Source organism: Peribacillus sp. N1 (assembly GCF_054600815.1).
In genome coordinates, this window is record NZ_BAAHZO010000001.1 from 1,386,059 (window position 1) to 1,410,846 (window position 24,788).

21 protein-coding genes are annotated in these 24,788 nt (G+C 40.9%); 3 read left to right on the forward strand and 18 right to left on the reverse strand.

Annotation, left to right across the window (positions count from 1 at the left end):
- Window positions 1-5 precede the first annotated feature (5 nt).
- The 8 genes from ACYP5M_RS06640 to murQ form a co-directional block, all read right to left on the reverse strand.
- Window positions 6-902: an N-acetylglucosamine kinase gene (locus ACYP5M_RS06640; protein ID WP_459734803.1), complete on the reverse strand. Its 897-nt coding sequence runs from the start codon at window positions 900-902 to the stop codon at window positions 6-8.
- 56 nt (window positions 903-958) lie between these two features.
- Window positions 959-2,044, reverse strand: coding sequence for a DUF871 domain-containing protein (locus ACYP5M_RS06645; protein WP_434167252.1), 1,086 nt, complete (start codon window positions 2,042-2,044; stop codon window positions 959-961).
- Window positions 2,045-2,058: 14 nt separating this feature from the next.
- Complete coding sequence (locus ACYP5M_RS06650) at window positions 2,059-2,388, reverse strand: PTS lactose/cellobiose transporter subunit IIA (RefSeq protein ID WP_101222292.1); 330 nt, start codon at window positions 2,386-2,388, stop codon at window positions 2,059-2,061.
- A gap of 80 nt (window positions 2,389-2,468) precedes the next feature.
- Window positions 2,469-3,815, reverse strand: coding sequence for a 6-phospho-beta-glucosidase (locus ACYP5M_RS06655; RefSeq protein WP_290370116.1), 1,347 nt, complete (start codon window positions 3,813-3,815; stop codon window positions 2,469-2,471).
- 35 nt (window positions 3,816-3,850) lie between these two features.
- Window positions 3,851-4,135, reverse strand: coding sequence for a hypothetical protein (locus tag ACYP5M_RS06660; RefSeq protein ID WP_101222294.1), 285 nt, complete (start codon window positions 4,133-4,135; stop codon window positions 3,851-3,853).
- Between the two features lie 69 nt (window positions 4,136-4,204).
- Window positions 4,205-5,494, reverse strand: coding sequence for a PTS sugar transporter subunit IIC (locus ACYP5M_RS06665; RefSeq protein WP_101222295.1), 1,290 nt, complete (start codon window positions 5,492-5,494; stop codon window positions 4,205-4,207).
- Window positions 5,495-5,543: 49 nt separating this feature from the next.
- Window positions 5,544-5,849: a PTS sugar transporter subunit IIB gene (locus ACYP5M_RS06670; RefSeq protein WP_061463755.1), complete on the reverse strand. Its 306-nt coding sequence runs from the start codon at window positions 5,847-5,849 to the stop codon at window positions 5,544-5,546.
- Between the two features lie 41 nt (window positions 5,850-5,890).
- Window positions 5,891-6,775, reverse strand: coding sequence for an N-acetylmuramic acid 6-phosphate etherase (murQ, locus tag ACYP5M_RS06675; protein WP_459734804.1), 885 nt, complete (start codon window positions 6,773-6,775; stop codon window positions 5,891-5,893).
- 340 nt (window positions 6,776-7,115) lie between these two features.
- Between murQ and ACYP5M_RS06680 the strand changes: the two genes are divergently transcribed.
- Both ACYP5M_RS06680 and anmK read left to right on the forward strand, forming a co-directional pair.
- On the forward strand, window positions 7,116-8,726 hold the full coding sequence (locus tag ACYP5M_RS06680; protein ID WP_459734805.1) for a glycoside hydrolase family 10 protein: 1,611 nt from the start codon (window positions 7,116-7,118) through the stop codon (window positions 8,724-8,726).
- 117 nt (window positions 8,727-8,843) lie between these two features.
- Entirely contained in the window at window positions 8,844-10,016 is a 1,173-nt protein-coding gene (anmK, locus tag ACYP5M_RS06685) for an anhydro-N-acetylmuramic acid kinase AnmK (RefSeq protein WP_459734806.1), read from the forward strand.
- Window positions 10,017-10,109: 93 nt separating this feature from the next.
- On the opposite strand, the gene ACYP5M_RS06690 is transcribed toward anmK, so the two are convergent.
- The 10 genes from ACYP5M_RS06690 to ACYP5M_RS06735 all read right to left on the reverse strand — a co-directional run bounded on the left by ACYP5M_RS06690 (window position 10,110) and on the right by ACYP5M_RS06735 (window position 22,778).
- On the reverse strand, window positions 10,110-11,549 hold the full coding sequence (locus ACYP5M_RS06690; RefSeq protein ID WP_459734807.1) for an NAD-dependent succinate-semialdehyde dehydrogenase: 1,440 nt from the start codon (window positions 11,547-11,549) through the stop codon (window positions 10,110-10,112).
- Window positions 11,546-12,937: a DUF3360 domain-containing protein gene (locus ACYP5M_RS06695; protein WP_230176884.1), complete on the reverse strand. Its 1,392-nt coding sequence runs from the start codon at window positions 12,935-12,937 to the stop codon at window positions 11,546-11,548. The genes ACYP5M_RS06690 and ACYP5M_RS06695 overlap by 4 nt, the downstream gene beginning before the upstream one ends.
- Window positions 12,938-12,951: 14 nt before the next feature.
- Entirely contained in the window at window positions 12,952-14,103 is a 1,152-nt protein-coding gene (locus ACYP5M_RS06700; protein WP_459734808.1) for an iron-containing alcohol dehydrogenase, read from the reverse strand.
- 133 nt (window positions 14,104-14,236) lie between these two features.
- The gene (locus ACYP5M_RS06705) at window positions 14,237-15,841 is read right to left on the reverse strand and encodes a sigma-54 interaction domain-containing protein (protein ID WP_452444944.1); all 1,605 of its coding nucleotides are present in this window, start codon (window positions 15,839-15,841) and stop codon (window positions 14,237-14,239) included.
- Between the two features lie 1,126 nt (window positions 15,842-16,967).
- On the reverse strand, window positions 16,968-18,461 hold the full coding sequence (locus tag ACYP5M_RS06710; protein ID WP_260358942.1) for an aldehyde dehydrogenase family protein: 1,494 nt from the start codon (window positions 18,459-18,461) through the stop codon (window positions 16,968-16,970).
- A 51-nt stretch (window positions 18,462-18,512) separates the two neighbouring features.
- Window positions 18,513-19,478: a PDR/VanB family oxidoreductase gene (locus ACYP5M_RS06715; RefSeq protein WP_459734809.1), complete on the reverse strand. Its 966-nt coding sequence runs from the start codon at window positions 19,476-19,478 to the stop codon at window positions 18,513-18,515.
- A gap of 5 nt (window positions 19,479-19,483) precedes the next feature.
- Window positions 19,484-20,002, reverse strand: a complete 519-nt coding sequence (locus ACYP5M_RS06720) for a hypothetical protein (protein ID WP_459734810.1) — start codon at window positions 20,000-20,002, stop codon at window positions 19,484-19,486.
- A 16-nt stretch (window positions 20,003-20,018) separates the two neighbouring features.
- Window positions 20,019-21,005, reverse strand: coding sequence for a heme-dependent oxidative N-demethylase family protein (locus ACYP5M_RS06725; RefSeq protein WP_101222305.1), 987 nt, complete (start codon window positions 21,003-21,005; stop codon window positions 20,019-20,021).
- Between the two features lie 47 nt (window positions 21,006-21,052).
- Complete coding sequence (locus ACYP5M_RS06730; RefSeq protein ID WP_230176887.1) at window positions 21,053-22,465, reverse strand: purine-cytosine permease family protein; 1,413 nt, start codon at window positions 22,463-22,465, stop codon at window positions 21,053-21,055.
- 82 nt (window positions 22,466-22,547) lie between these two features.
- On the reverse strand, window positions 22,548-22,778 hold the full coding sequence (locus ACYP5M_RS06735) for a hypothetical protein (RefSeq protein WP_459734811.1): 231 nt from the start codon (window positions 22,776-22,778) through the stop codon (window positions 22,548-22,550).
- Window positions 22,779-22,946: 168 nt separating this feature from the next.
- On the opposite strand from ACYP5M_RS06735, the gene ACYP5M_RS06740 reads away from it, so the two are divergent.
- On the forward strand, window positions 22,947-24,782 hold the full coding sequence (locus tag ACYP5M_RS06740; RefSeq protein ID WP_452444948.1) for a sigma 54-interacting transcriptional regulator: 1,836 nt from the start codon (window positions 22,947-22,949) through the stop codon (window positions 24,780-24,782).
- Window positions 24,783-24,788 lie beyond the last annotated feature (6 nt).

Sequence of the window (24,788 nt, forward strand, 5' to 3'; positions counted from 1 at the left end):
TATACTTACTTTAAATGCTTCATTGCTATGTAATAACAACCTAAGGTAGCTGATACGTCTTCCAAAACAAAATTCACATTTGGATTTTCAAGTTTAATATGATTGATGAAAGAGCTTTGCACCAATGGTATATTTGTCAAGATGCTACCTTTTATTGCAATTGTAACATTCCCACTTAACTTTAACTTCTTGATAACCTCAAGTGTTTGTTTTGAAAGGTGGTACCCAGCCTGATTCAGAATTTTTTTGGAGAAACCATCGCCCTTAACCGCATGTTGGACAATCAGGGGAACAAATGAGGCAATCTCGGATTTCGTGGCAGAATAAATGAATTTCTTCAGTTCCATTACACTATGATAGCCAAGTTTTTTCAGTATCGACTCGGTTAAATGGCTATATTCATACCCCTCATCCTCTTCTTTCGTCATTTTTATAAAAGCCTGCATGGCGATCCAATAGCCACTTCCTTCATCCCCAAGGATGTGTCCCCAGCCACCAGCCGATTTCTCGATTCCTTTATGGATGCCGATACTTACAGATCCAGTTCCGGATATGGTCAAAATGCCATCATTTCCTTTAAGCAAAGCAGCATGAGCGATAATTGCATCATTTACAATGGTGAACGGGGCCTTAAATGCCATGCTTAATGCACTTTTTATGCCCTGCGGATTTTCAACTCCTCCATACCCGGCTAATCCTAAGCAAATGTAATGGCAGCTTCCATTGTTAATGGGCATTACGCATTCTTCAATTGCCTGTATAATGTTAGCGATGGCTTTTTTTTCATTAATAAGCAGGTTTCCAAATCCCGCTATGCCTTCACTAATTTTATTTCCATCTAAATCATAAGACACTGCTTCAGTTTTAGTGCCTCCGCCGTCAACTCCGATAATATAATTCATATTATTTTATTCTCCTATTCAGTAAAAAAGGAAGGAAGATCACCTTCCTTCCCTGATCAATTAATATTGAATTGGAATTTCCCCCATGGTTCCAAATAATCGAGAAGAAAAATTTCCTCTTCTGTTATTCGGCCAACTACATTTGTTTTCCCCGAATTCTTCATTTCCTTTAATGCAATCTGCAATTCCCCTTTATATTGTCCATAGAGCTCATTTTCAATTAAAATATCACCGCGCCTGATATCAGGCGTATATGTTGGTTTAAATTCTTCGCTCTTATATTTCACACGTGATTGAGTCGAGCGAATTAAATAATCGGAAACATCTCCACGGTAAAAATGGAATTCTTCCAATACTATTTTTTTCTCTAGTGCTGTTATGGTTTCGTGAAGGTTAACATTAAATGTTAACAGACCGCTGTTTAACAGGCTAAGCTGCTTCAATTCATCTTCAGATGCGTAAGCATTTGCAATGATTACATCATCAATCAACCCTGTCGCATACAAATGTTTCGCTTGTGTTGTAATCGGCAATTCCCGGTGCATTTCTAAAGTACATAATCCTTCCGTTACAGGCCAAGGACCGTACGTTGCTGCATGTGAGCTGATGAAAGCTGCCGTGCGGATATTATGCTTTTTGAATGACTCACAGCATTTTATAAAATGAGGATAGCTCAATCCTGCATAGCGATGCGGATAGAAGTTATGCGATCCAACTAAATTCTCTTTATTTGGTTTGTAATCCATAATATTATCTAAATATTTTGTTGCATTGCTCATGTTTATTTCAATTTTCAGGTCATATGGATTATGTGTCATAACCGACTCTTCGTTACCTGTAAAACCCATGTCCAGCCTGATTCCATATGCACCTAATTCTGCAAAAAACGATAAGTCATTATAAGAAATGCCTAGCGAACCGAATACACGGGGAGCAATATCGACCATCACTTCCATATTCAATTGATTGGCATAAACTATCGTTTCTTTAAATTCTTTTAATATCTTCTCTTTATCACCTTCGACAGAAAGCAAGCAAGTAAAGATCTTTTTGAATCCATATTTGTGTGCAAGTGTAATGTATTCCATGTCTCTTTCGACGGTTGAATGCTCTGGATAGATAGATATACCAAGTTTACCCATTTTCAATCACCTCTTTACTGTTGTGGGGCTAGCTTTTTTACAATGCGAATCATATGTTCAATTAGTTTTTGTTCGCTCATTGCCGTCATCAAGTGATCTTGAGCATGAATCATCAATAAAGTTTTCTCGCTTGGAACTCCATTCAATTCTGCTTGAATTAGCTTGGTTTGTGTCTTATGGGCCAAGTTCAATTCTTCCTGGCCTTGTTTAATTAGTTCTTCTGCACTTTCAAAATTAAATTCTTCCGCTTCTTTCAGTGCTTCGAATGCTAATCCTCTTGCATTTCCACTATGTGATATTATTTCAAAAATTTCCATTTCGTTATTGTTCATTTCAGTTGACATATCATTCCACTCCTATTTTATGTTAGATTATGAAGGTTCATTGGATTACTGTAATCCATATTCACTGTTTAAAACACCATTCACTTGATGGTCGGAACAGCACTTTCACTGAAGAATCGCGGTAAGTATTCTTCATGCGCTTTTAAAAGTTTTTGTAAAACGATTTCCGCCAGGTCATCACTTGGAATAAGCGGGTTAATCGTTAAAGCCAATAATGCTTTATCATAAGAACCTGTAACGGCTGCCTCTGCACCAATTCTTTCAAATGATTTGATTTGTTGGATTAAGCCATGCACTTGTATGGGTAATTTCCCCATAGCCAAAGGAATTGGTCCATTCTTCGTGACGATACAGCTTACTTCTACTGCTGAATCATAATCAATATCAGTAAGCGATCCATTGTTTTGTACATTTAGCACTTGAATGTCTTTTTTATCATTATAAATAGAAGAAATGACGTTACACGCTGCATCACTGTAGTAAGCTCCACCGCGCTGCTCTAATTGCGGAGGCTTGATGTCAAGGGTCTCATCCTTGTATAGGTGAAACAAACCTTCTTCTAATCTTTTCACAATTTCAGCTCGAGTTTCCCCTGTTTTGAATGCTTCCAATTCTTCTTCTAAAATCGTTTTTGTTTTGTAATAATAACGATGGTACGGGCAAGGCACCACTCCTAAGGATTTCAAAAATCTTCTGTTCCAAGCCAATGGGGCAATATTCTTCATCGTCAGCTGAATCTCAGGATTGCCAAGCATTTCAAGCACTTTATCTGTTACTTCTTGATCATCAACGAATACATGCATCCCGAATACCATGTGGTTTAACCCGGCGAAATCTATATGAACTCTCTTCCTATCCACACCAAGCATGCTAGAAATAGACATATGCATATTAAATGGAACATTGCATACCCCAATGACTTTTTTATGCTTGCTGTAGCGGAGAAGGGCTTCCGTTACCATCCCCGCTGGGTTTGTGAAGTTAATTAACCAAGCATCAGGGCAGAGCTCCTGCATTTCTTCTGCAATTTCCAGAATAATAGGTATAGTTCGTAATGCTTTGGACAATCCTCCTGCACCGTTTGTTTCTTGACCAATCAATCCTAATTCCAACGGGATCCGCTCGTCCTTGATTCGTGCATCAAGTAATCCCACTCTCATTTGCGTCGTGACAAAATCGGCATTTTGCAAGGCTTGCCGGCGGTCTAACGTTAGATGTATTTCCATTGGAAGTCCTGCTTTTTCAACCATCCGTTTTGCTAAGGTTCCTACAATCTCCAGTTTTTCTTTTCCTGCCTCAATATCCACTAACCACAGTTCCCTAATTGGCAACTCATCATATCGTTTAATAAAACCTTCTATTAATTCTGGTGTATAACTGGAGCCTCCACCAATTGTGGCAATCTTCAACCCTTTTTTCATTTCCATTCCCCTAACACCTCATAGTTAGCTAATCTGAATTTTCATTTATAGATTATTACATAGCAAATCAGTGCGCTCACCGCTAATAAAGACAAGAATAATAGTGATGCATGTTTCTTGTTTTTAAACTTACCTTCAACAAAACAAACAACCATCGTCAATCCTGCGCTTATGGCAAAGGTATTTCCCAAGTACAGTGATAATTGTTTATTTATTTCAAAGGCATCCATTAATCCGTTAAAGATAAAATTAAAAACAAGAATGAAGCTAAAAAATAGAAAGGCACTTTTGTAACTAAAAAAGTGAATTCTGGATGTTGAATTCATATCCTTTACCCCCTCAATTTATAAAAGGAGTTTGGAGCATTTAGTCCCAAACTCCCTTTTAGGTATTCCTTATAAAGCGATATTTTGATTATCCGTTGTTTCTACCACGTTTTCCTGCGCTAGAAGCTTTTTATCGTACATCTTAAAGAATGGCAGATAAATAAGGACTGAAATTGTTAAATTCACCATCACGAGAACAACGGCTCTCCAATCACCGCCTGTTGAAAGGTAGGCACCTATTGGAGCGGGCAATGTCCAGGGAACCATTACATATGTCGGGTTCACAAGTCCGATGGATGTTGCTATATATGCAAGTGTCGCACCAATTAGCGGTGTAATGATAAATGGAATAATAAGTACCGGGTTCAATACAATCGGCATCCCAAAGATAACAGGTTCATTGATGTTAAAAATGCTTGGGACAATTGTTGCTTTCCCCATTGCTTTACTATAGGTGGATTTTGCCGTTAAGAGCATGGCTATTACCAAACCCAAGGTTGCACCAGACCCACCAATCCAAATAAACCATTGGAAGAATGTTTCAGGAGCTATGTGGGGAATTGCCTTTCCAGCTGCAACTGCTGCCGAGTTATTCCCCAAGTATACTTCCCATACCGGACGAGCTACGGCACCTACTACTGAAACGCCATGAATACCAAATGACCAAAAGAATGTAATCAAAAATACTGGAATTAATACACCTGGCAATGTATCGCCTGCACTGATGAGTGGTGCAACCGCTTTATCAACAAGTGAATGTAAATCAACAGCAAAAACAACTGTAATTAAAGTCATGACAAGCAGTACAATTGAAACTGGTATTAATGCTTCAAATGAACGGGCCACTGAAGTTGGAACAGAATCAGGCATTTTAATCGTGATATTCTTGGTCTTACAAAGACGTAAAATTTCGACAGCAAAAATGGATACAATCATTCCTACAAAAAGACCATGGCCTCCGAGATTTGTCATTGGCAAAACAAACCCCACATCATCCATCATCTTTACACCAATTGTGAACAAGAAGGCTGCTAATGATAGTAAACCTCCAGATAGCGGGTCAAGTTTATAGCTTTGAGATAAACTGTAGCCTATACCAAAAGTAATATATAGCGTCATGATAAACATCGTTAATCGATATGGTATTAAAATTTCAGCGATATGTTTTGCAGACCATTCACCTAATGCAGTATCTGCTGCAACGGGCGGAAATGCAATGATCAAGAATAAACTTCCAAAGATGATGAAAGGTAACGCAGAAACCACACCATCCCGAATCGCGCGTAAATGTTTTTGCTCAGACAATTTAGCCATAGGTGTTGAAAGATTATTTTCTAAAAAAGCTACAAACTTGTCCATTCGTGTTTTCCCCTTTTACGTTTAGTGAAAAGAAATAGTAATTAGTTTATTATTTTGCTAGTTCCGTTACCAGTTTTAATAGTTTAGGTCCGCCAAGAGGGCTGTAAGCTTGGGCTGGAATGGCTTCACATGGGACGCCCGCTTCATCTGCCGATGCCTTAAAGCCATCGAAACGATGTTTGACTTGCGGAGCTACCATTGCAACATCCCAGCCATTTCGTACTTCTGCATCAAATTCTTGAGTGCCGACTGCCAATACTTCTATGGTTACACCCTGTTTTTCTCCTTCCTTTTTTAAAGCGCTTACAACGATTGCACTAGACATTCCACCTGAGCATACGAATAATACTTTCATTCTTTGTTCCTCCAATTTTTTTATTTTTTTTATTAAAAGCGTTAAATCGTTTTTCTTATGAATCCTTGTGCTTTCACTAAACGATTTGAGGCTTCTTCATATGATACATTCGTTAAAATCATGACAATTGCAATTTTAGGCTGGGCATGTGCCTTTTCTAAGTATTCATCTGCAATTTCATAGCTACAGTCAGTAGCATCCATGATAATACGTTTTGCACGTTCAACCAGCTTTTCATTAGTTAACTGTAAATCTACCATTAAATTACCATAAACTTTTCCAACTCCAACCATTGAGGCGGTGGAAAGCATGTTGCATACTAACTTTTGCGATGTTCCAGCTTTTAAACGTGTAGAACCCGTCAGGACTTCAGGCCCGTTTACAACTTCAATCGCAACTTTTGCCATCTTACCTATCTCAGAACCTTTGTTACAGCTTATCGACACAGTTCCTGCACCAACTTGATTGGCATATTCCAATCCAGCAATAACATATGGAGTGCGTCCACTAGCTGCAATGCCCACTACGACATCCCTGTTTGTTAATTCGATTTTCTTCAAATCTTCAGGACCTAATTCAAAACTGTCTTCAGCACCTTCAACCGCCTTAATGAAAGCCTTTTCCCCACCAGCTATAAGACCCACTACTTCACTCGGATCGGTATTGAATGTTGGGGGACATTCTACTGCATCCAATAAACCGATGCGCCCGCTTGTTCCTGCACCCATGTAAATTAATCTGCCGTTTTTATTCATGGCTTCAACGATCATCTCCACGGCTTTAGAAATTTGCGGAAGTTCTTTTTTTACACAATGGGCAACTTTAATGTCTTCTTCGTTCATCACCTCTAAAAATTCCAGTGTCCCCATTTCATCTAAACTCATGGTCTTTTCATTACGACGCTCTGTCGTTAAATGCTCAAGCATACATATCATCCTTTTTTATTTCAGTGGTGAAAGTGGTGAAACTTTATTTGCTATAGAGAATATATCACTATTAAAAATTAATTTCAATATTGTATATACATTTTTAAAATTTAATTTTAAAATAAAAGTAAGATACCTAAATTGATTGATTGAATGTTAGCTTTCTACTAAAAATAAAAAATGTAAACCGAGTAGCCATTTAGTGAACCAAACCTACGATTCTATTTATTGTGGATCTTATCTAACTATTCATAGATGACAAATTCATATATTCATTATTTGTTAACGCTTACAAATAATTAAATATAAATATTAGTAATGAAATGAGGTTGTACTATTGATGAATGAAAGGATTACTAAGAAAAAATTGGGTTCATTGGCTCTAGCCGCTTTGGTGGGGGGATCACTTCTCCTTCCAGCTGATTTGAAAGCAAATGCAGAATCTGGGACAATTCCTCAAACAACGACTTATGTAAAACAGGAACTGCGCGCAACTTGGATTGCAAGTGTGTTAAATATTGACTGGCCTTCCAAACCTGGTTTATCCATATCAGCACAGAAAGAAGAATTCATAAAATATTTGGATGAACAAAAAGCAATGGGGATGAATGCTGTCGTTATGCAAATTAAACCCACTGCTGATGCTTTTTATCCTTCTGAATACGGTCTTTGGTCAAAATATTTAACAGGAGTCCAAGGAAAAGATCCTGGGTATGACCCTCTTGCATTCATGGTAGAAGCAGCACATGAGCGTAATATGGAATTTCATGCGTGGTTTAATCCATACCGCATTACTATGCCTTTAGGTAAAACAGCTGAAATATCGGATATTGATAATCTTCCAGAATCTCATCCTGCTAGAAAGCACCCGGATTGGGTCATACCATATGGACAACAATTGTACTTTGACCCAGGCATTCCTGGCGTACAACGGTTTGTGATCGATGGAATAATGGAAGTTGTTAAGAATTATGATATCGATGCAGTCCATATGGACGATTATTTCTATCCTTACAAGATTGCAGGAGTTCCTTTCCCAGATGAACATTCCTATCAAAAATATGGAGAAGATAGATTTACAAATGTAGAAGATTGGCGCAGGGATAATGTAAATAACCTTGTTAAGCATATAAATGAAGAAATCAAGGCAGAAAAATCATATGTGAAGTTTGGTATAAGTCCATTTGGAGTTTGGCGCAACAAAGCAGTTGATCCCACAGGATCTGACACTGCCGCTGGACAAACGAATTATGATGATTTATATGCGGATACCAGAACGTGGATCAATAATGGATACATTGATTATATTGCCCCTCAATTATATTGGAATATAGGACTGCCGGTAGCTGACTATGCCAAACTTCTTGATTGGTGGACAAAAGAAGTCGAAGGTAAAAATGTTCAACTCTATATTGGACAAGGAGACTATAAAATTAATACAGAGTCCAATGGTGTACAAAACTGGTTTAATCCTGAAGAAATGCCAAACCAGTTAAAACTGAACCGAACATATAAGGAATTTGATGGAAGCATGCATTTCAGTGCCAAAGATTTACGGAAAAACCCCCTTGGGATAGCGGATCGGTTAAGCGGGGATATTTATAAGCATCCCGCATTGGTTCCAGCCATGCCTTGGATTGATGATCATGCCCCAAAGGCTCCAAAGGTGAGCAAGGCAACACAAGCAGGAGATGGAATACAATTTGAAATTCAAGATCACAAGCAATCAGATGCATCCTATTATGCCATTTATCGTTTTGAAGGGAAGAAAAAAGGAAACATAGAAGACTCAACGAACTTACTTGCCACAGTGCATAAAGAAAATACAAGTCAATTGTTTAATGATGGCAGTGTAGAAAAAGGCAAGACTTACACATATGTTGTGACAGCATTGGACCGTACCCACAATGAAAGTAAACAAACTAGGCAGATTTATATAAAAGTAAAATGATCTTCAAGAAATAGCTTTATAGCTTAAGTGTTATATCTCAGTGAACAATGGCAGCATACACTGCTGCATATGATGCTAAGTCAGGATTATAAAAGAATTGAAGTAGGTGGAATGACGATGTACATAGTTGGATTAATGTCCGGAACATCACTGGATGGAATTGATGCTGCACTTGTTCGGGTGAATAATAGTGGACTCGAGACTGAAATGGAAATGATTGAGTTCATGACATGCCCTTTTCCAAAAGATATTGAAAAAGAAATTATGCAGTCTTTATCTGCAGAAACATCCAATGTGCAGTTAATATGCAGTTTGAATTTTAAATTAGGAAAATTATTTGCCAATGCAGTAAAGGAAGTTTGTCATAAAGCTGGATTTCCCATAAATAAACTGGATCTTATTGGATCCCATGGACAAACCATTTACCACCAGCCTTTAAAAGAACAAAATTATATACCCTCCACTTTGCAAATTGGGGAAGCTGCAGTAATTGCTCACGATACAAACACACTTGTAATCTCTGATTTCCGTACGATGGACATGGCTGCTGGTGGACAAGGAGCTCCTCTTGTTCCTTTTACCGAATACATTCTTTATAGAAGTGAAACGAAGGGAAGATTACTTCAAAACATAGGGGGCATTGGAAATGTAACCGTCTTACCCAAGCAGGCATCTCTGAATGACATGTATGCCTTTGATACAGGGCCTGGGAATATGATCATTGATGAAGTATGCCGCCAATTGTTCAATATTAGCTATGACGAAGGTGGTAACATAGCTAAACAAGGACAAATTAATGACGAACTTTTATCTTATTGTATCAGCCATCCTTATATTATGAGCCCTCCGCCAAAATCAACTGGCAGGGAATTATTTGGCAAGCAATATGTAGTAAAACTATTAAAGATGTTTGAATCACTTCCCAGTCATGATATTTTAGCTACAGTAACGATGTTTACAGCAAAGTCGATTGTGGAGAACTATCGAAAATTCATCTTTCCAAAAACCAATATTGAAGAAGTGATAATTGGCGGCGGAGGCAGCTATAACAAAACGTTATTAAATATGATTCAATCACTGCTTGGAAATTCTATTCAAGTTTTGACTCAAGAAGAGTTGGGGTACTCTTCTGAAGCGAAGGAAGCAGTGGCCTTTGCATTACTTGCAAATGAGACTTTCCATGGTAATACGAGTAACGTCCCCAAGGCTACCGGTGCTGACTTCGATGTCATCCTAGGAAGCATGACCTTCCCTCCTTCATATCTGAAGGAGCATAAAAATACTTTTTAACCATTTAAAAAGAGTGGAAGGCACATCGATATTTGATGTGCCTTCCACTCTTTTTTGAACCTGAAGAATCATCGCGGACTCTTCTGTTTTATTTTACTGGCCAAGCTGCATGGATACATACTTCACTTCTAAATATTCATCCATGCCAAAGTGTCCCCCTTCCCTGCCTAAACCACTTTCCTTCATTCCTCCAAATGGTGCTTGGGCAGTGGATGGGGCACTGTCATTAATACCGACAATCCCATATTCAAGAGCATCCGAATAGGCAACTGCCTTATTTAATGACTCGGTATACACATAAGCTGCCAAGCCAAAATTCGTATTATTGGCACGATCTATCGCTTCTTTATCGGTTTTGAATGTACTGACTGGCGCAATTGGCCCAAACGTTTCTTCCTGCATGCACAGCATATCATCCGTTACATTGGAAAGTATGGCTGGTGCGATAAAATGGCCTTGTTTTTCATCGACTTTTGAGGTGTTATGGATGATAGCCCCTTTACTTGCAGCATCCTCTAATTGAAGCTGAACTTTTTTTACTGCGGCTCCATCTATCAATGGACCAAGATCGTTTCCTTCCATTCCATTTCCAACCTTCAAAGTTAAAACGGCTTCTTCAAAAGCTTGTAAAAACGGCTGTTCGATTGTTTCATGGACGAAAATTCGATTCGCACAAATACATGTTTGTCCAGCATTCCGGAATTTTGATTGAATCAAACCATTTACAGCTTCTTCGATATTCGCATCCTCAGCAATGATGAACGGAGCCAATCCACCGAGTTCAAGCGAGACTTTTTTTACTGTTTCTGCGGCTTTTTTCATTAGATGTTTCCCTACAGGAGTGGAGCCGGTAAATGTGATCTTTTTAACACGTGAATCATTCATCCACACGTCTGATATATCTCTCGGTTTCTGTGTAGTTACAATATTCATCACGCCTGCCGGAATGCCTGCTTCATGGGCACTTTCAACTAATAGCAAAGCGGTCAAAGGTGTTTGTTCCGCTGGTTTGATGACCACGGTACATCCTGCGGCAAGGGCTGGCGCCACTTTCCTCGTGATCATGGCAGCAGGAAAATTCCACGGGGTAATGGCAGCAACGACACCGACTGCCTGCTTTTGCACTAAAATACGCTTTGATGCAACGGAGGCTGGTATGATTTCCCCGTAGTTGCGCTTTGCTTCTTCAGCGTACCATTTCACGAAACTTGAAGCATATTTCATTTCACCTTTTGCCTCTGCTAATGGCTTTCCTTGCTCCAATGTCATGATCGTTGCGAGTTCATCCAGCCTGTTCTCAATGATCGTGTACCACTTCTCAAGTAATTCCGCCCTATGGTATGAACTTGTTTTCGACCAAGTATGAAAAGCAGCCTGAGCTGCATCCACTGCAGCCTTTGCCTCTTTTTCATTAGCGTCCGGAACATAGCCCACAGGCTCCAACGTTGCTGGGTTTTCCACTACAAAATGACTTTCTGTATGAATAGATTCGCCGTTTATATAAATTGGCCATTTTTCCGCTACTTTTTTCATCCTGCTTTAATCTCCTCTTCTTCTTCTTCATGATCTGTAAATGTCTTATCATTTTCACCTTTGAAAAAGTCCTTGCCATATAAAAGGGCACATAATAAAATTCCTGCTGCAAACGCCATTCCAGCACCTTTTATAACAAGGATGGCAGCTACGACTCCTGCAATTCCCAGGTCGCGTTGGCTCTTTGCCTGCATGACGCCTACGCGTACGCTAACATATCCTTGAACCAAAAGCGTCAAGGCCAAGGCCACACCGAGAATTGGTTCCACCAGGCTTACTACCGGCAATAAGAATAACCCTGTATTCGTACCCCAACGGAACGAGCCGGCACCGCCGAAGAAAGAATTCATGGCTTTCTTGCCATTCTTGAATCGCTCCACAACCACGACCTGCATGGCTGCCCACAACGGACCGCACATTGTTATATCGGGTCCGATAAAACTCATGATCACATTCCGGCCACCAAAAATTAAATGGGCTCTGTTTGGATTATAGTCCACTTTTTCATCTTCCCTGACCTCATCGGATTCAGAAAGCAGCGCTTTCGTTTTGAGCACATCCCCGAATACGACTAAATAAGTAGCGAAAACAGCTGGAATCGCACTTAAAAAGAAGGTCAAGGCGGGAAAACCTAAACCAAAAACAGTATAGTCTGACCAAAGCGTAGCAAAATCCGGACTGCTGAATCCCCATTGGATATCAGGCCATTTTGCTTCTCCAAAAATGGGGGCTACAAATACAGCAAGTAAGATTGCTGGCAATATCCCTAAATTGCCTATGAATATCCAAACTTTGTTTCGCATTTTCAATTTTCCAAAACTTTTCGAAAAAAGCAGATAAAAGGCAAAGCCGATACAAATGCTTATTGTATAAGGAAATAAATCAAACTTTCCACCCACTTCAAAAATGGAAACGACAGCACCAATACCCGCTCCTAAAATGATGCCTGATTTGATTGCATTCGGCACTAATCGCACGACCTTACTGGCAAGTCCGGTCATTCCTAGCAATATTGATAAAATACCTAATGTTAGTTGAAATGCAACGAGAGCATAGACCCGATCAGGTCCTTCGGGAAATTGCCCGACGAACAATACAAGCAATGGAACCGCAGGTGTAATCCATCCTGGTATAACAGGGTCCCCGAGTAAATGATGCGCCAAGTATAATAATCCATTCAAGACAACGACGGCTAGAGCCACATCAAAAGGCATACCAAGATGGTCTGCAAGCAGTGTAATAGCTCCAAGATCAACTGCACACATCAATAAGCCTTGAACATAGTCAGGCCACTCAAAACGATAATGGACAAATGGCAGTCTAATTTTAAAAGGTCCCGCAGGTATATACGATGTCTCTTCTCCATAGCGACGGTTTTTCCATTTCATGTTGTTTCCTCCACTTAAAAGCCATAGGCTGAACGGTAAATTTTTTCGATATCCCGGACGTTTAATGCACGGGGATTATTGCGAAGTAAACGGACTTGTTTGATGGCCTCGGCAGCCATTTCACTTAAAGCCGATTCAGGAATGTCAAATTCACTTAGTGACTCTGGTATATCAACATAACGGCATATTCTGGTCATCGCTTCTATAGCCTTATCCGCTGCCTCATCATCATTTAAATGATTGACTTTCTCTCCAAGTGCTTCAGCAATCTCGCGGAACCTTTCCAAACATGCAATTTTATTCCACTTCATCACAAATGGCAGTAATAATGAATTGCTGACTCCATGTGATAAATGGAAGCGGCCTCCAAGAGGATAAGCTAAAGCATGAACAGCTCCAACACCAGCATTTCCAAAAGCTAATCCTGCCATTAGGCTTCCAGTGATCATCGCTTCCCGTGCTTCCAGATTATCTGGCGCAGCATAAGCCTTTGGTAAATTTTTTGCGATTAACTTCATGGCCCCAATTGCCAAAGCATCCGTAACGGGCGAAGCAAATTTGGAAATATAAGCCTCGACCGCATGAACAAGTGCATCCACTCCACTCGCAGCAGTCACACTTGGCGGGCAAGTCAGCGTCATGACGGGCGATACAATCGCTACATCCGGTAAAAGATACGGACTTACAATTCCCTTCTTAACCATTTCTTTCTTGTCCGATAAAATCGAAATATTCGTCACTTCTGACCCGGTTCCTGCCGTCGTCGGTATGGCTATTAAAGGTAGACCTGGGACTTCAATCAAGTTCGTACCGAAATATGTCTCGATGCTGCCTGAATTCGTAGCCATGACGGAAGAGGCTTTCGCAATATCCATCGCACTTCCACCGCCTACCGCAATCAGTCCATCATGTTTTCCATCCTTGATTGACCGTACACATTGCTCAACGATTTCAATTTCCGGTTCTGGATTCACATCCGAGAAAATACCACATTCTGCAGAAAGTAAATCCTCAACCCTTTGTACAACCCCAGCACCCACTAAAACTTTATCTGTAACGATCAACGGATTCTTCATCCCTAATCGCGTAACCTCATCAGTCAGCTGCTGTAAAGAATCTGCTCCTGTCACCAATTTGTTAGCCATAGAAAAAATAGAAATATTCATGGTTATCTCCCCTTTCATGTATTTACTAATGCAGGAATCATGCCAAAGTTTGAAAACGCTTAATTCATAAGGGGGATAACCTTTTTTTCATGGGTAACAGTATAAATAATGAGTGGAAAACAAATCAAATAAACTAATTCGATTCGTTTTCTAATCGCATGTGAAATTTTTTCATTTTTTGCACCAAAGCGCTTTGACTGATATCCAAAGAGATGGCAGCGGCCCTTGTAGTCCCATACTTCTTCATCGCATTCAGGATCAGGGAACGCTCCAGTTCGGAAACGGCTTCCTTCAAAGAATGTGTTGTCGTTTTTTTTGATAAGACCGGCTGGATGAAAGATGGTAAATTAGGCAAATCAATCGTATCATCATATGTCGTGACGACCAGCCGCTCTGCAAGACTCGCAAGCTCACGTATATTGCCAGGCCACGAATAGTTCGTCAGCCATTCATAGCATTCCGGTGTCATCTTTTTCTTTTCATCATATTTTTCATTGAATTTTTTCAAATACATTTCTAAAAGCGGGATCGTTTCTTCCTTTCGCTGGCGTAAAGGCGGGACTTCAAAGGAAACGATATTAAGCCGGTAATAAAGATCTTCACGGAAAGATCCTTCTTGCACGAGGGAGGCCAGATCGCGATGGGTGGCTGTAATTAACCTGACATCCACTTCTTTCATTTCGGTAGAACCAACTCTCATAAACTTGTTTTCTTCTACCACTTTCAAAAGTTTTACCTGTAGCTCTAAAGGTAAATCCCCAATTTCATCCAAAAATAACGTGCCACCATTCACTTTCTCAAAAATCCCCATTTTCCCATTCTTAAGGGATCCGGTAAATGCCCCGGGTTCATATCCAAAAAGTTCAGATTCCACCAAGTTCGCTGGAATGGCTCCGCAATTTAATTCAAGGAAAATTTTTTCCTTCCTGGAGCTTTTGGCATGTATGTACTTGGCGATTAAACTCTTCCCTACTCCCGTTTCCCCCTGTAACAAGATTTTCGCATCCGTTTTAGCTACTTTATCAGCCAAATTGAATAAAGGAGTTGTGGAGGGACCAATGATTATTTCCTGTAAATTCACCTGTTCCGAGCCAGGCAATAATTGAGAAATAGGTTGGAAAGATAACTTTTGGCTGTCAATCGTATACTTCATCCGGATTAATTCAGTAATATCCCTAACACTATTAATGACAAATATGACTTCATTCTGTGGCGATAGAATAGGTGTGGCCGATACGATGATCTTTCTTCCATTTCGAATTCTTTGTGTCAAAGTAACTTGATTCTTCGTTCGAATGGAGTCCAATGAAGCAGAAACGGATATCATGCCTTGCTCAATTAAATAACTCATTGGTTTTCCGATGATTTCCTCTTCTCTTATTCCAGTAATACGCTGATACGCTTGATTGATAAATAATGTCGTTCCATCACCATCCGTGATATACACCCCATCATACAGGGCATTAAATACAACCTTGCATAAATCACTCTCGAAGAATGCTTGAAATTGTTCATAGGGTATTGAGTAATTCCGTAAATTTTGCAGCGGTGCATTAACGGTAATGAAATGAGAAATTGGCTTCGTCAAATCACTCTGCTGCACTGCTGCAGATAGCGCCTCTATAGTCAAAAATCCGATGAAATCCTCTGAATCATCCAAAACTTCCACTTCAGTGCTTCCTATCGGGAAACATGATATCGCTTCCTCCACTGTCATATCCGAATAAAACTTAGTCATCAATATCCACTCCCTGACTGGTCTTTAATATTTGATAGAGCACTTCCTCCTTGATTGAAGACTTTTTGAAAGTTCTGGCGGCTTCCTAGTCTTTTCAAATTAAAGAAGGCAATAAACTTATTAACTTATATTGTGTGAGCATTATGTAATGTCCATTTCTTTTTAATGATACTATGTACGACAATCAACGACACCAAGAATAAATGCTACACCGGTAAAAACGTTTCAATCTCAATATCCTATTTCTGTTTAAAACGATAAATAGCATTTGTATGTTACTTTTATCATATCAATGGTGTTTTTTATGCTCAAATCCATTTTCACTCATCTCAGGAAATTTTGTCCTTTTGTTGTATAATAAAAATGCCTGCGAAATGGCTCATTCCTTGAGATTTTTTAATTCTCAGTTGAAGCTTAAGATCATTTGTTAAGTGCTTTAAAAAGCTTCTCTACAGTTTGAAAAAACCTAATCCGTATTTGGATTAGGTTTCAGACTGTAGACAAACTCGATGAAAACTCAGTTTGCCTGCAGCTTTTTTTATTGAAAAAAGTTGCAGCTGATTTCAGAGATCCGCTCCCTTTCCGCCGACTGTCTGCCAAGCCTCATCAAAGCAAGCGCCTGTGGGGTCTCGGCAGACAGTATTTCGACAGGAGTGGAGACCGCCAGACTGTAAACGAATTGGAGAAGAAGAGCCAGTTTCCCTAAAATATTTCTTAAAAAGTAGTTCCGGTTGATTGGAACGTAAGGTACGAGACTCCTGCGGGAAAAGCGTGGCCAAGGGAGACCCCGCAGGCGAACAGCCGAGGAGGCTCCCGGACCGCCCGCGGAAAGCGAGTGCCTGGAGTGGAAATCATTACACATAACCCTTTCGGGAAATCCGCTCCCTTTCCGCCGACTTGTCTGCCAAGCCTCATAAAAGCAAGCGCCTATAGGGTCATGACTAGCCAGTAATTAGGCAGGAGTGTCGCAAATCTCTTCAATCCAATGAGGATTACAGTAAAAAAACATTCTCTCTAATCGGACTCCTAACCCCATTTTGTAGCCAAACTGAAACTTAATACTTATTTGGATTAGGTTTTTTGATTTGATTAAAGATAGTAATTTGCTTCCTTTCTAATCAGATGCTTAATTTGGAAACCAGCCGACCGGTTTTACATCGAGATTAATGTTGATTTGTTTAATTTCCTGGTATTCATCCAAGCCGTATTTTCCTAAACTGCGTCCAATCCCGCTCTGTTTGTAACCGCCCCATGGCGCTTCGACATATGTTGGATGATAATCATTAACCCATGTGATGCCTGCCCGTACCTTCTTGATCACTCGCAATCCTTTTGCCCCATCGTTAGTGAAGACGCCGCCTGCAAGGCCGTAATCTGTATCATTTGCAAGTTTAATAGCTTCTTCTTCATCTTTAAACTTTTGAATGACAACGACCGGACCGAAAATTTCCTCCTGTACGATGCGCATGTCAGGTGTTACATCGGTGAATACAGTCGGTGCAATGAAGTATCCCTTGTCAAGGTCTTCATCAACAAGACGGTAACCGCCAGCTGCAAGTGTCGCACCTTCCTGTTTGCCGATTTCAATATAGTTCAAAATGCTATTCATTTGCGCTTCGCTGACAATTGCTCCCATGTTGCTGTCCTCCGCAAGGCCAGGTCCTACTTTGATTTTATTTGCGCGTTCCACATAGCGTTTTACATATTCATCATAAATACTTTCCTCAACCAGAATGCGGCTGCCTGATGAACATACTTGACCGGCACCGAAAAAGATGCCGAATAATCCGTAATCGACGGCCGTCTCTAAATCTGCATCTGCAAAAACGATATTAGGTGATTTACCGCCAAGCTCAAGTGAAATTTTCTTTAAGTTGCCCGCGGCCGCCCTCATGATTGTTCGGCCAACATCCGTACTTCCTGTAAATGAAACAATGTCCACATCCTTGCTTTCTGCAATGGTTTGACCGACAACAGTGCCGCGGCCCATCACCATATTAGCGACACCTTTAGGGATGCCTACTTCCTCTAGTATTTCAAATAATTTCATTGCTGTAACAGGTGTCACTTCAGCCGGTTTATATACAATGGTGTTACCTGCCGCAAGGGCCGGTGCGATTTTCCAGACACTCATTAGAAGAGGAAAATTCCAAGGTACAATCAAACCGGCTACACCTACTGGCTCACGAACAACCATCGCTTGTACTGGAGCGGGAACTTGATAAGTTTCCCCTTCTGGATGAAGCACCAAACCAGCATAGTAACGGAAACACGCGGCGGCATCGGCAATATCGAAACCTGCCTCTGCTTTAAGTTTCCCATTGTCCATTGTTTCGAGAATCGTTAACTCTTCAGCACGTTCATCTATTTTATCAGCGATTTTATATAGGTAGGAAGCACGCTCCTGTGCTGTTAGGCCTGACCAGATTCCACTTTCAAAAGCTGCCTTTGCAACTGAGATTGCCTTTTCTGTATCTTCCTTGGTGGCACGCGGAGCCCTTGCAATGACTTCCTGTGTTGCAGGGTTGATTACTGGGATTACTTCATTTGAAGATGAGGTCTGCCACTTACCGTCGATGTAATTTTTAAGCTCTAAAACTGCCGTTTCTAAAATTGTCATGTTTTATTCCCCCGGTTTTCATTATTTTTTAGTTTTATCTTTAAGGAACCGTTAAAGTTTTATAACAAGTCTGTCGTCCTTCGCACGTGAGCAGCATGTCAGGATTGAGTTGCGTGTTTGGCGGTTTTCTTCGCTAAGGAAGAAATCACGGTGATCCACTTCACCTTCTGCAACATCCACCTCACAACTTCCGCACCCGCCCACCTTACAAGAATAAGGTGCATCAATGCCTTCCCTTAAAAGCGCATCAAGCAGTGTTTCACCTTCATGAACACGGATGGACCGATCGCTGTCTGTAAGGTCGACAATGAAAGGTTCATGCGGCCCGTCATGTTTTGTAGCAAATAATTCAAAGTGAATCGCATGTTCCGGATAACCATATGAACTGGCAGCTTTTCGGTACTCTTGTACCATCTCGATTGGTCCGCAAAAATATACATGCGTGCCAATGCGATGATCCATCATCGTCTCAGGCATCATTCTGCGTTTATCTTCTGCCTGCGAAAAATAAAAGGTGCATTGATCAGGATATTTGGCTTTCAACAGATCATAAAAAGCACATAATTCCGGTGTGCGTGCTGCATAATGGAGTTCGAAGGTTTGTCCTTCGGCAGCCATATCTTCCATCATTGCCAGAAATGGAGTGATGCCGATTCCAGCTGCATAAAATGCATGATGCTTAGCTCGAAAGCTGAGAGGGAAGTTGTTTTTAGGGAAGCTGACTTCCAATCTGGAATCTATTGTTACATGATCATGCCAGAAAGCGGAAACTCCGCGTGACGCCTCATCACGCCGAATGGAAATAGCATATTTTTTACGGTCCCTTGGGTTGCTGATAAGGGAATATTCTCGCTCGATTATCGTATCCCCTACTGGCATGAAAGTGGTCAAATGCGAACCGCCAGTAAAAGCAGGCAATGGTTTTCCATCAACTGGAATCAATTCGAACTGTTTTACGAATGGAGTTTCTTGAATGATCTTGTTTACTTTCATTTGAATATTTCCTACTACCCGCATGATGATCAGCTCCCTACTTCTTCTTTTCCGATTGGGATGAATGGGTAACCAATATAACCTTCCCGTACGATTGAATAAAATGGTCCTATTTCAAGACTGGCTTTGCAATGGTCACATTCTGCAATCTCGGCTTCTTCTGCGATTTCCGACACTTCGAAACATTTCATGCAATATACATACCGCCGTTTAGGGCCGATAATCACCGTCTGGATCTCAGCTTCAGATAGACCAGCTTCCACCCCGAGCGAGAAGATCATTACGGCATTGTTCCAAGCTGCCGCAATATAAAATTGGGTGCCCATCTTTTGTGACAAGATGACTCTCTTAATCTCCTCTTTATCTTCCATTCCATTAATGGAAAGATATTCAACAGGCACTGTTCCTGCGATTTCAGAAGTGAAACTTTTCGCCTTTTCATATCCGGCTTGATCAGAAATGACGACAAACTTTCTTCGTTCATTCCGAGGAGTAAATTTATTTACGATCGTAATGGATTTATCAAACAATACTGGACTATTGTACAAGGCCCTATCCTCCTACTTATTGTTTATCTTCGCTTTTTTGTTTTTCATCAATACTCCTCAAATATTCGACCGATTGCGAAAGAAACGGGGCAATTCCTTTGTATTCAGCCATAGGTTCCGGAATATCCTGCAGTACGCTATATGTCAGATCAAACCACTCCTGGCGCATTGTCAAATCCTCCAGCGGCAGGAACTGAGTATTCAATACGAATAGAATGGCGTTGCTTCGTGGCATGCGATAAAATTTTTGTTCTTCAACTCGCAAACGAACAAGTTTACCTGCATTTTCCGGTGTTATTTCAGAGCGCTGCGGTCCCCATACATCCATCGTTTCATAGTTGACATCCCAACGGTCCGCCATCAGGTTCCAGTTAATGCGTGTCCATGGCTTTCCTGGCTCGATGGATAATAAAAACTTACGAACGCGATCTGCTAGTTCATCACCTTTCCGTGATACGAATGGAACAGGTGCATGGATCTCATCAAAGGACATGCCTTTATTCCAGTTAGCCGAGAAGAGTGCAGCGTATGAAACTTGCCCCACTTCCAAGTAGAAATTACTATCGCGATGAACCATTAAAACAAAATCATTATGGAAATGGCGGCCTATATAATCAAGCGGCTCATTTGGAAGCGTGCTGGCATCGCCATATACGAATGAATCGGATTCCCCGAATATGTGGTTCTTGAAAGTCCAGTTGTCACCATCTTTAATGACCTCGAAATGCTCCGGATAGCGATCAGCTGCCATGTCAATCAGCATTTCCAACACTTCCCATTGCATTTCCATTGTGTGTGAAAAAGATTGAAACCTTATATGCGGCTGTTCTTGAAGGAGACGACGCTTCGTTTCCACTTGGAGTTTGTATTCTGGTGTAACTTCAATACAGTTAACGTTTGAGAGTTTTTTCAAGTCGTTTGAATAACGATAGTTACCTGAAGTGAATGGAAATGGGAATGTATCTAAATCTGTTGTTTTGAAATCTAAACTTTGTGTAAACATTGAACAATCTCCTCTCGTTCCCTAGATTCTTTAAAGTGAGTTTTTTTCTATTTAGCTTCCTTTAATTCCACGGATGGACGCTCCATGTCAACTTCATAACGGAAAATGTATTTAGATGAAACATAGTAGGTGACTAAAGCGACAAAGTATGTTGGAATTCCGGCAGCTGTATAAAGGAAAAAGCCACTTGCTTCAAAAGTCAATGGATTATAGAGTGCCCAGTAAACGGTCGTTCCGATAACCACCGTGAGAACGGCCGAAGGGTTAATGCCTTTCCAATAGGTATAAGAGCCTTGCGTGTCATACAAATCCCTTATTGAAATGCGTTGGCGCTTTACAAAGAAGTAATCTGCAACGACAATCCCGCCGAGAACAGCCATTATAAAAGAGATGACAGCAATGAATGAACCAAAGGCATCGTAGAACGTTGAGCTTAGAAGTAAGAATATAGTCGGTACGGTTGTACCCATCGCAATCATCCATGACTTTTTCGGGAATACAGTTTTAAAGCTGACAGCTTGTGAGTACATAAGGAATATGGCTGCACCGACATTCCCTACCGAAAGTAAAATCAAGCCAATGAAGCCGCCCCAACTTCCTGCGATGGAAAACATCCAGTCAGAAGGATTAAGAGAACCAGTGACTAATGCAGCAAGTGCCCCAACTAATGCGGCGATACAGACGATGATTCCATAGCTGTAAAATCCCGCTTTAAATGCTCCTCCTTCTGTTTTAGATAAACGGCTGTATTGGCCAAGGTACGGAAGCCATGAAAAGCCGAGACCAATGTTTAACTCCAGGGCTGTCGCGAATGAACGAGAACTCGTTTCAAATGGCTCAGAAGGAAGTATATGAGCCACTTCCGTGAACCCCTGTCCAAACAAGACTATTGCGAGCAGGCCAAACATGAGAACCATAAAAACTGGAACGGCTACTGCGGTATATTTTTGAATCGCTACCGGTCCCCTCACCGTTACAAGGAATGCACAGACGAAAAGCAAAATCGAGAAAAACGGCGCTCCCGTTGCTTGGCTTGAGAAAATCGCGGGCATGCCCATCCAATTAGCCGCCTCTGCTAACGCCTGGCCGGACATAAAAAGCGCGATGGAAATATAGCCGAGAGTTAAAATAAGAAAAACAAAGAAAAAGATATTCGATCCTAGATACCCAAGTGAACTTCGAAACCCTACAAAAGTGTCTATGCCATAACGCGCAAAATAAAGGGTAATGGGAACTATCAACAGCATAGGGAAGGCATTACCGAATAAAATCGCTGCAAGTGACTGCTTCGCGTCAAGCATCGTCCCTGTGTATCCACCAGTTAACAGCCCAAAAGATGAGAGGCCAATAACAACTTGAACTAAAATTAAATCCCGAAGGTTAAAAATCCGGTCATTTTTACTTGCCGGTAAGAACCCAAAGGCCACATCCTTTGAAATGGAGGAATTCTCTTTGCTCACACGCTTCTCTCCCAACTATAGAATAGTGATTGTATTACTTGGAATAAGGCTGATATAGTTCTGGGTGATCGAAACAACTACATTAGGCAAGTGAATAGATTAGGTAAGCGATGATTAAAATCATGAAAAAAATAGAACCTGCCGCATCACTCCATTTCATTTTGTCGATTTTCACGGCTTCATCCTGCTCATACGCATTGATCCGCTCATTCAAATCTGAATATAGATTTTTAATAAAGGGATCTTCTGAATTGATATTCTGTTGAAACTGATTCTCTTTATTCAAAATCGCTTCTCCCTCCTTTGCAATCATGCTTTCTGGTCCCTTCTCTTTACTTTATTGCAATAACCATGCCAATCAGAAAACACTATGCTAACAGGGTTTTCAAAAGGAAGAATATTCATTTTTGAAACTATTGAACAATTGTGAAATTTCTGTAATATAAAACTAGGAAGTTAAATGAAAGGCAGGTAGACATAAATGGATCACTTCACCTCTGCACTCTTGTCTATTTACGATCAGCTTATTGTGACAGATAAAAATGGCACAATACTGAAATCGACCGGAACAGGGAATACCTTATTCCATACAATCAAATCCGCCAATGTCGGAGGTTCCATCAAGGATGTTGAACAAGATTTATTTGCTACAAACTTTGCAGAAGAGATAATGGGCAAAAATGAAAAAAGATCCTTCATGCAGTCTTCATGGCAGGGGCCAGAGCTGCTGATGACTGCATACCCGATTGAATCCGGGGCATGGGTCTGGGCTTACAAAGAACTCATAGATTCTTATCCAGATACATCAAGGGGGCAATCGGGGCCTTTATTGGAATCGAAGAAGCCATCTTTTCCATTTGTGATCCGCAGTAAACCGATGCTTGATGTTCTGCATAAAATGCAAATGGTTTGTGATGTCAGCGCAACAGTCCTATTATTGGGGGAATCCGGTGTAGGAAAGGAAATAGCAGCCAGGGCCATACATAATATGGGTAATAGAAGTGACGGGCCATTTATACCTGTCAATTGCGGCGCCATCCCGGAAAACCTGATTGAAAGCGAACTGTTCGGATATGTAGAAGGGGCTTTTACCAGCGCTCGGAAAGACGGCGCCAAGGGAAAATTCACACTTGCCCATAAAGGTATCTTATTCTTGGATGAAGTGGGCGAATTACCGCTTAATGTTCAGGTAAAACTGCTTCGCGTCCTTCAGGAGCGCATTGTCACGCCAATTGGGAGCACGGCCTCACACCCTGTTGACATTCAAGTGATTGCCGCAACTAATAAATCGCTCGAAAAAATGGTAAAAAAAGGAGAATTCCGAGAAGACTTATATTATCGTCTTCATGTCGTGCCTATCCATCTTCCGCCGCTTAGGAATCGTGTAGATGAAATCCCTCACCTGGTTCAGTTTTTTCTACAAAAGTACAATACACTATACAATCGAAAGGTAGCTTTCACACCGGATGCAATCGACTTGCTATGTATCTATCAATGGCCCGGCAACGTGCGCGAGCTTGAAAATACAGTTGAAAGGCTTGTGATTACTAGCGGAATACCGGAAGTGGATGTTGCGTTGGTTAGAGAGGTGCTTCCTTTTAAAGGACCCAACAAACCCACTTCTCTACCTGTCATCGATTTTCTAATGCCTTTGCAGGAAGCAGTCGACCTTGTGGAAGAACAGCTGATCAATATGGCGATGGAACAATACAAATCATTAAAACTAGCGGCAAAAGTATTGGAAGTCAGCCAGCCGACGATGAGCAGGAAATATAAAAAATTACGTAATAAAATTGAAGAGGCAAGCTTTTCACCAGTGGATAAACGGGCCATTTTAGAAGAACAAATAAACCAGCGGCTTCGATCCATAGCTGTTGTAACCGCAGCTATCATTCCAGCTGAGGAGGTAATCAGTCTACAAAAAAATATGAACCGGCAAAATTCCTATTCCCAGAAATTAAAACAAAAACTTACCATGATTCAAGAAAAGGAAGGCGTAATTGAATGGGTCTTTATATTTATCATGACGGATGATGGACGTCTGATTCACCTCGTTGCCGACAAGGGCTTTGTAATTGAACCGGGGGAAGAATATATGGGTCCCCCGGAAATGGTTAATGTCGCTTACCAGGCGTTTAATGGTAAAGCGGGTGTTACTCCCATATACGAAGACAGGTACGGTGAGTGGAAAACAAGCTTTGCGCCAATCATTGATGATGATGGCACTATCGTAGGTATTGTCGGATGTGATTACAGCAAAGCCTATTTCAATTCGGAAATGCAGCGTCTCCGTAAGCAACTCAATATACATGTTTGATTTCGG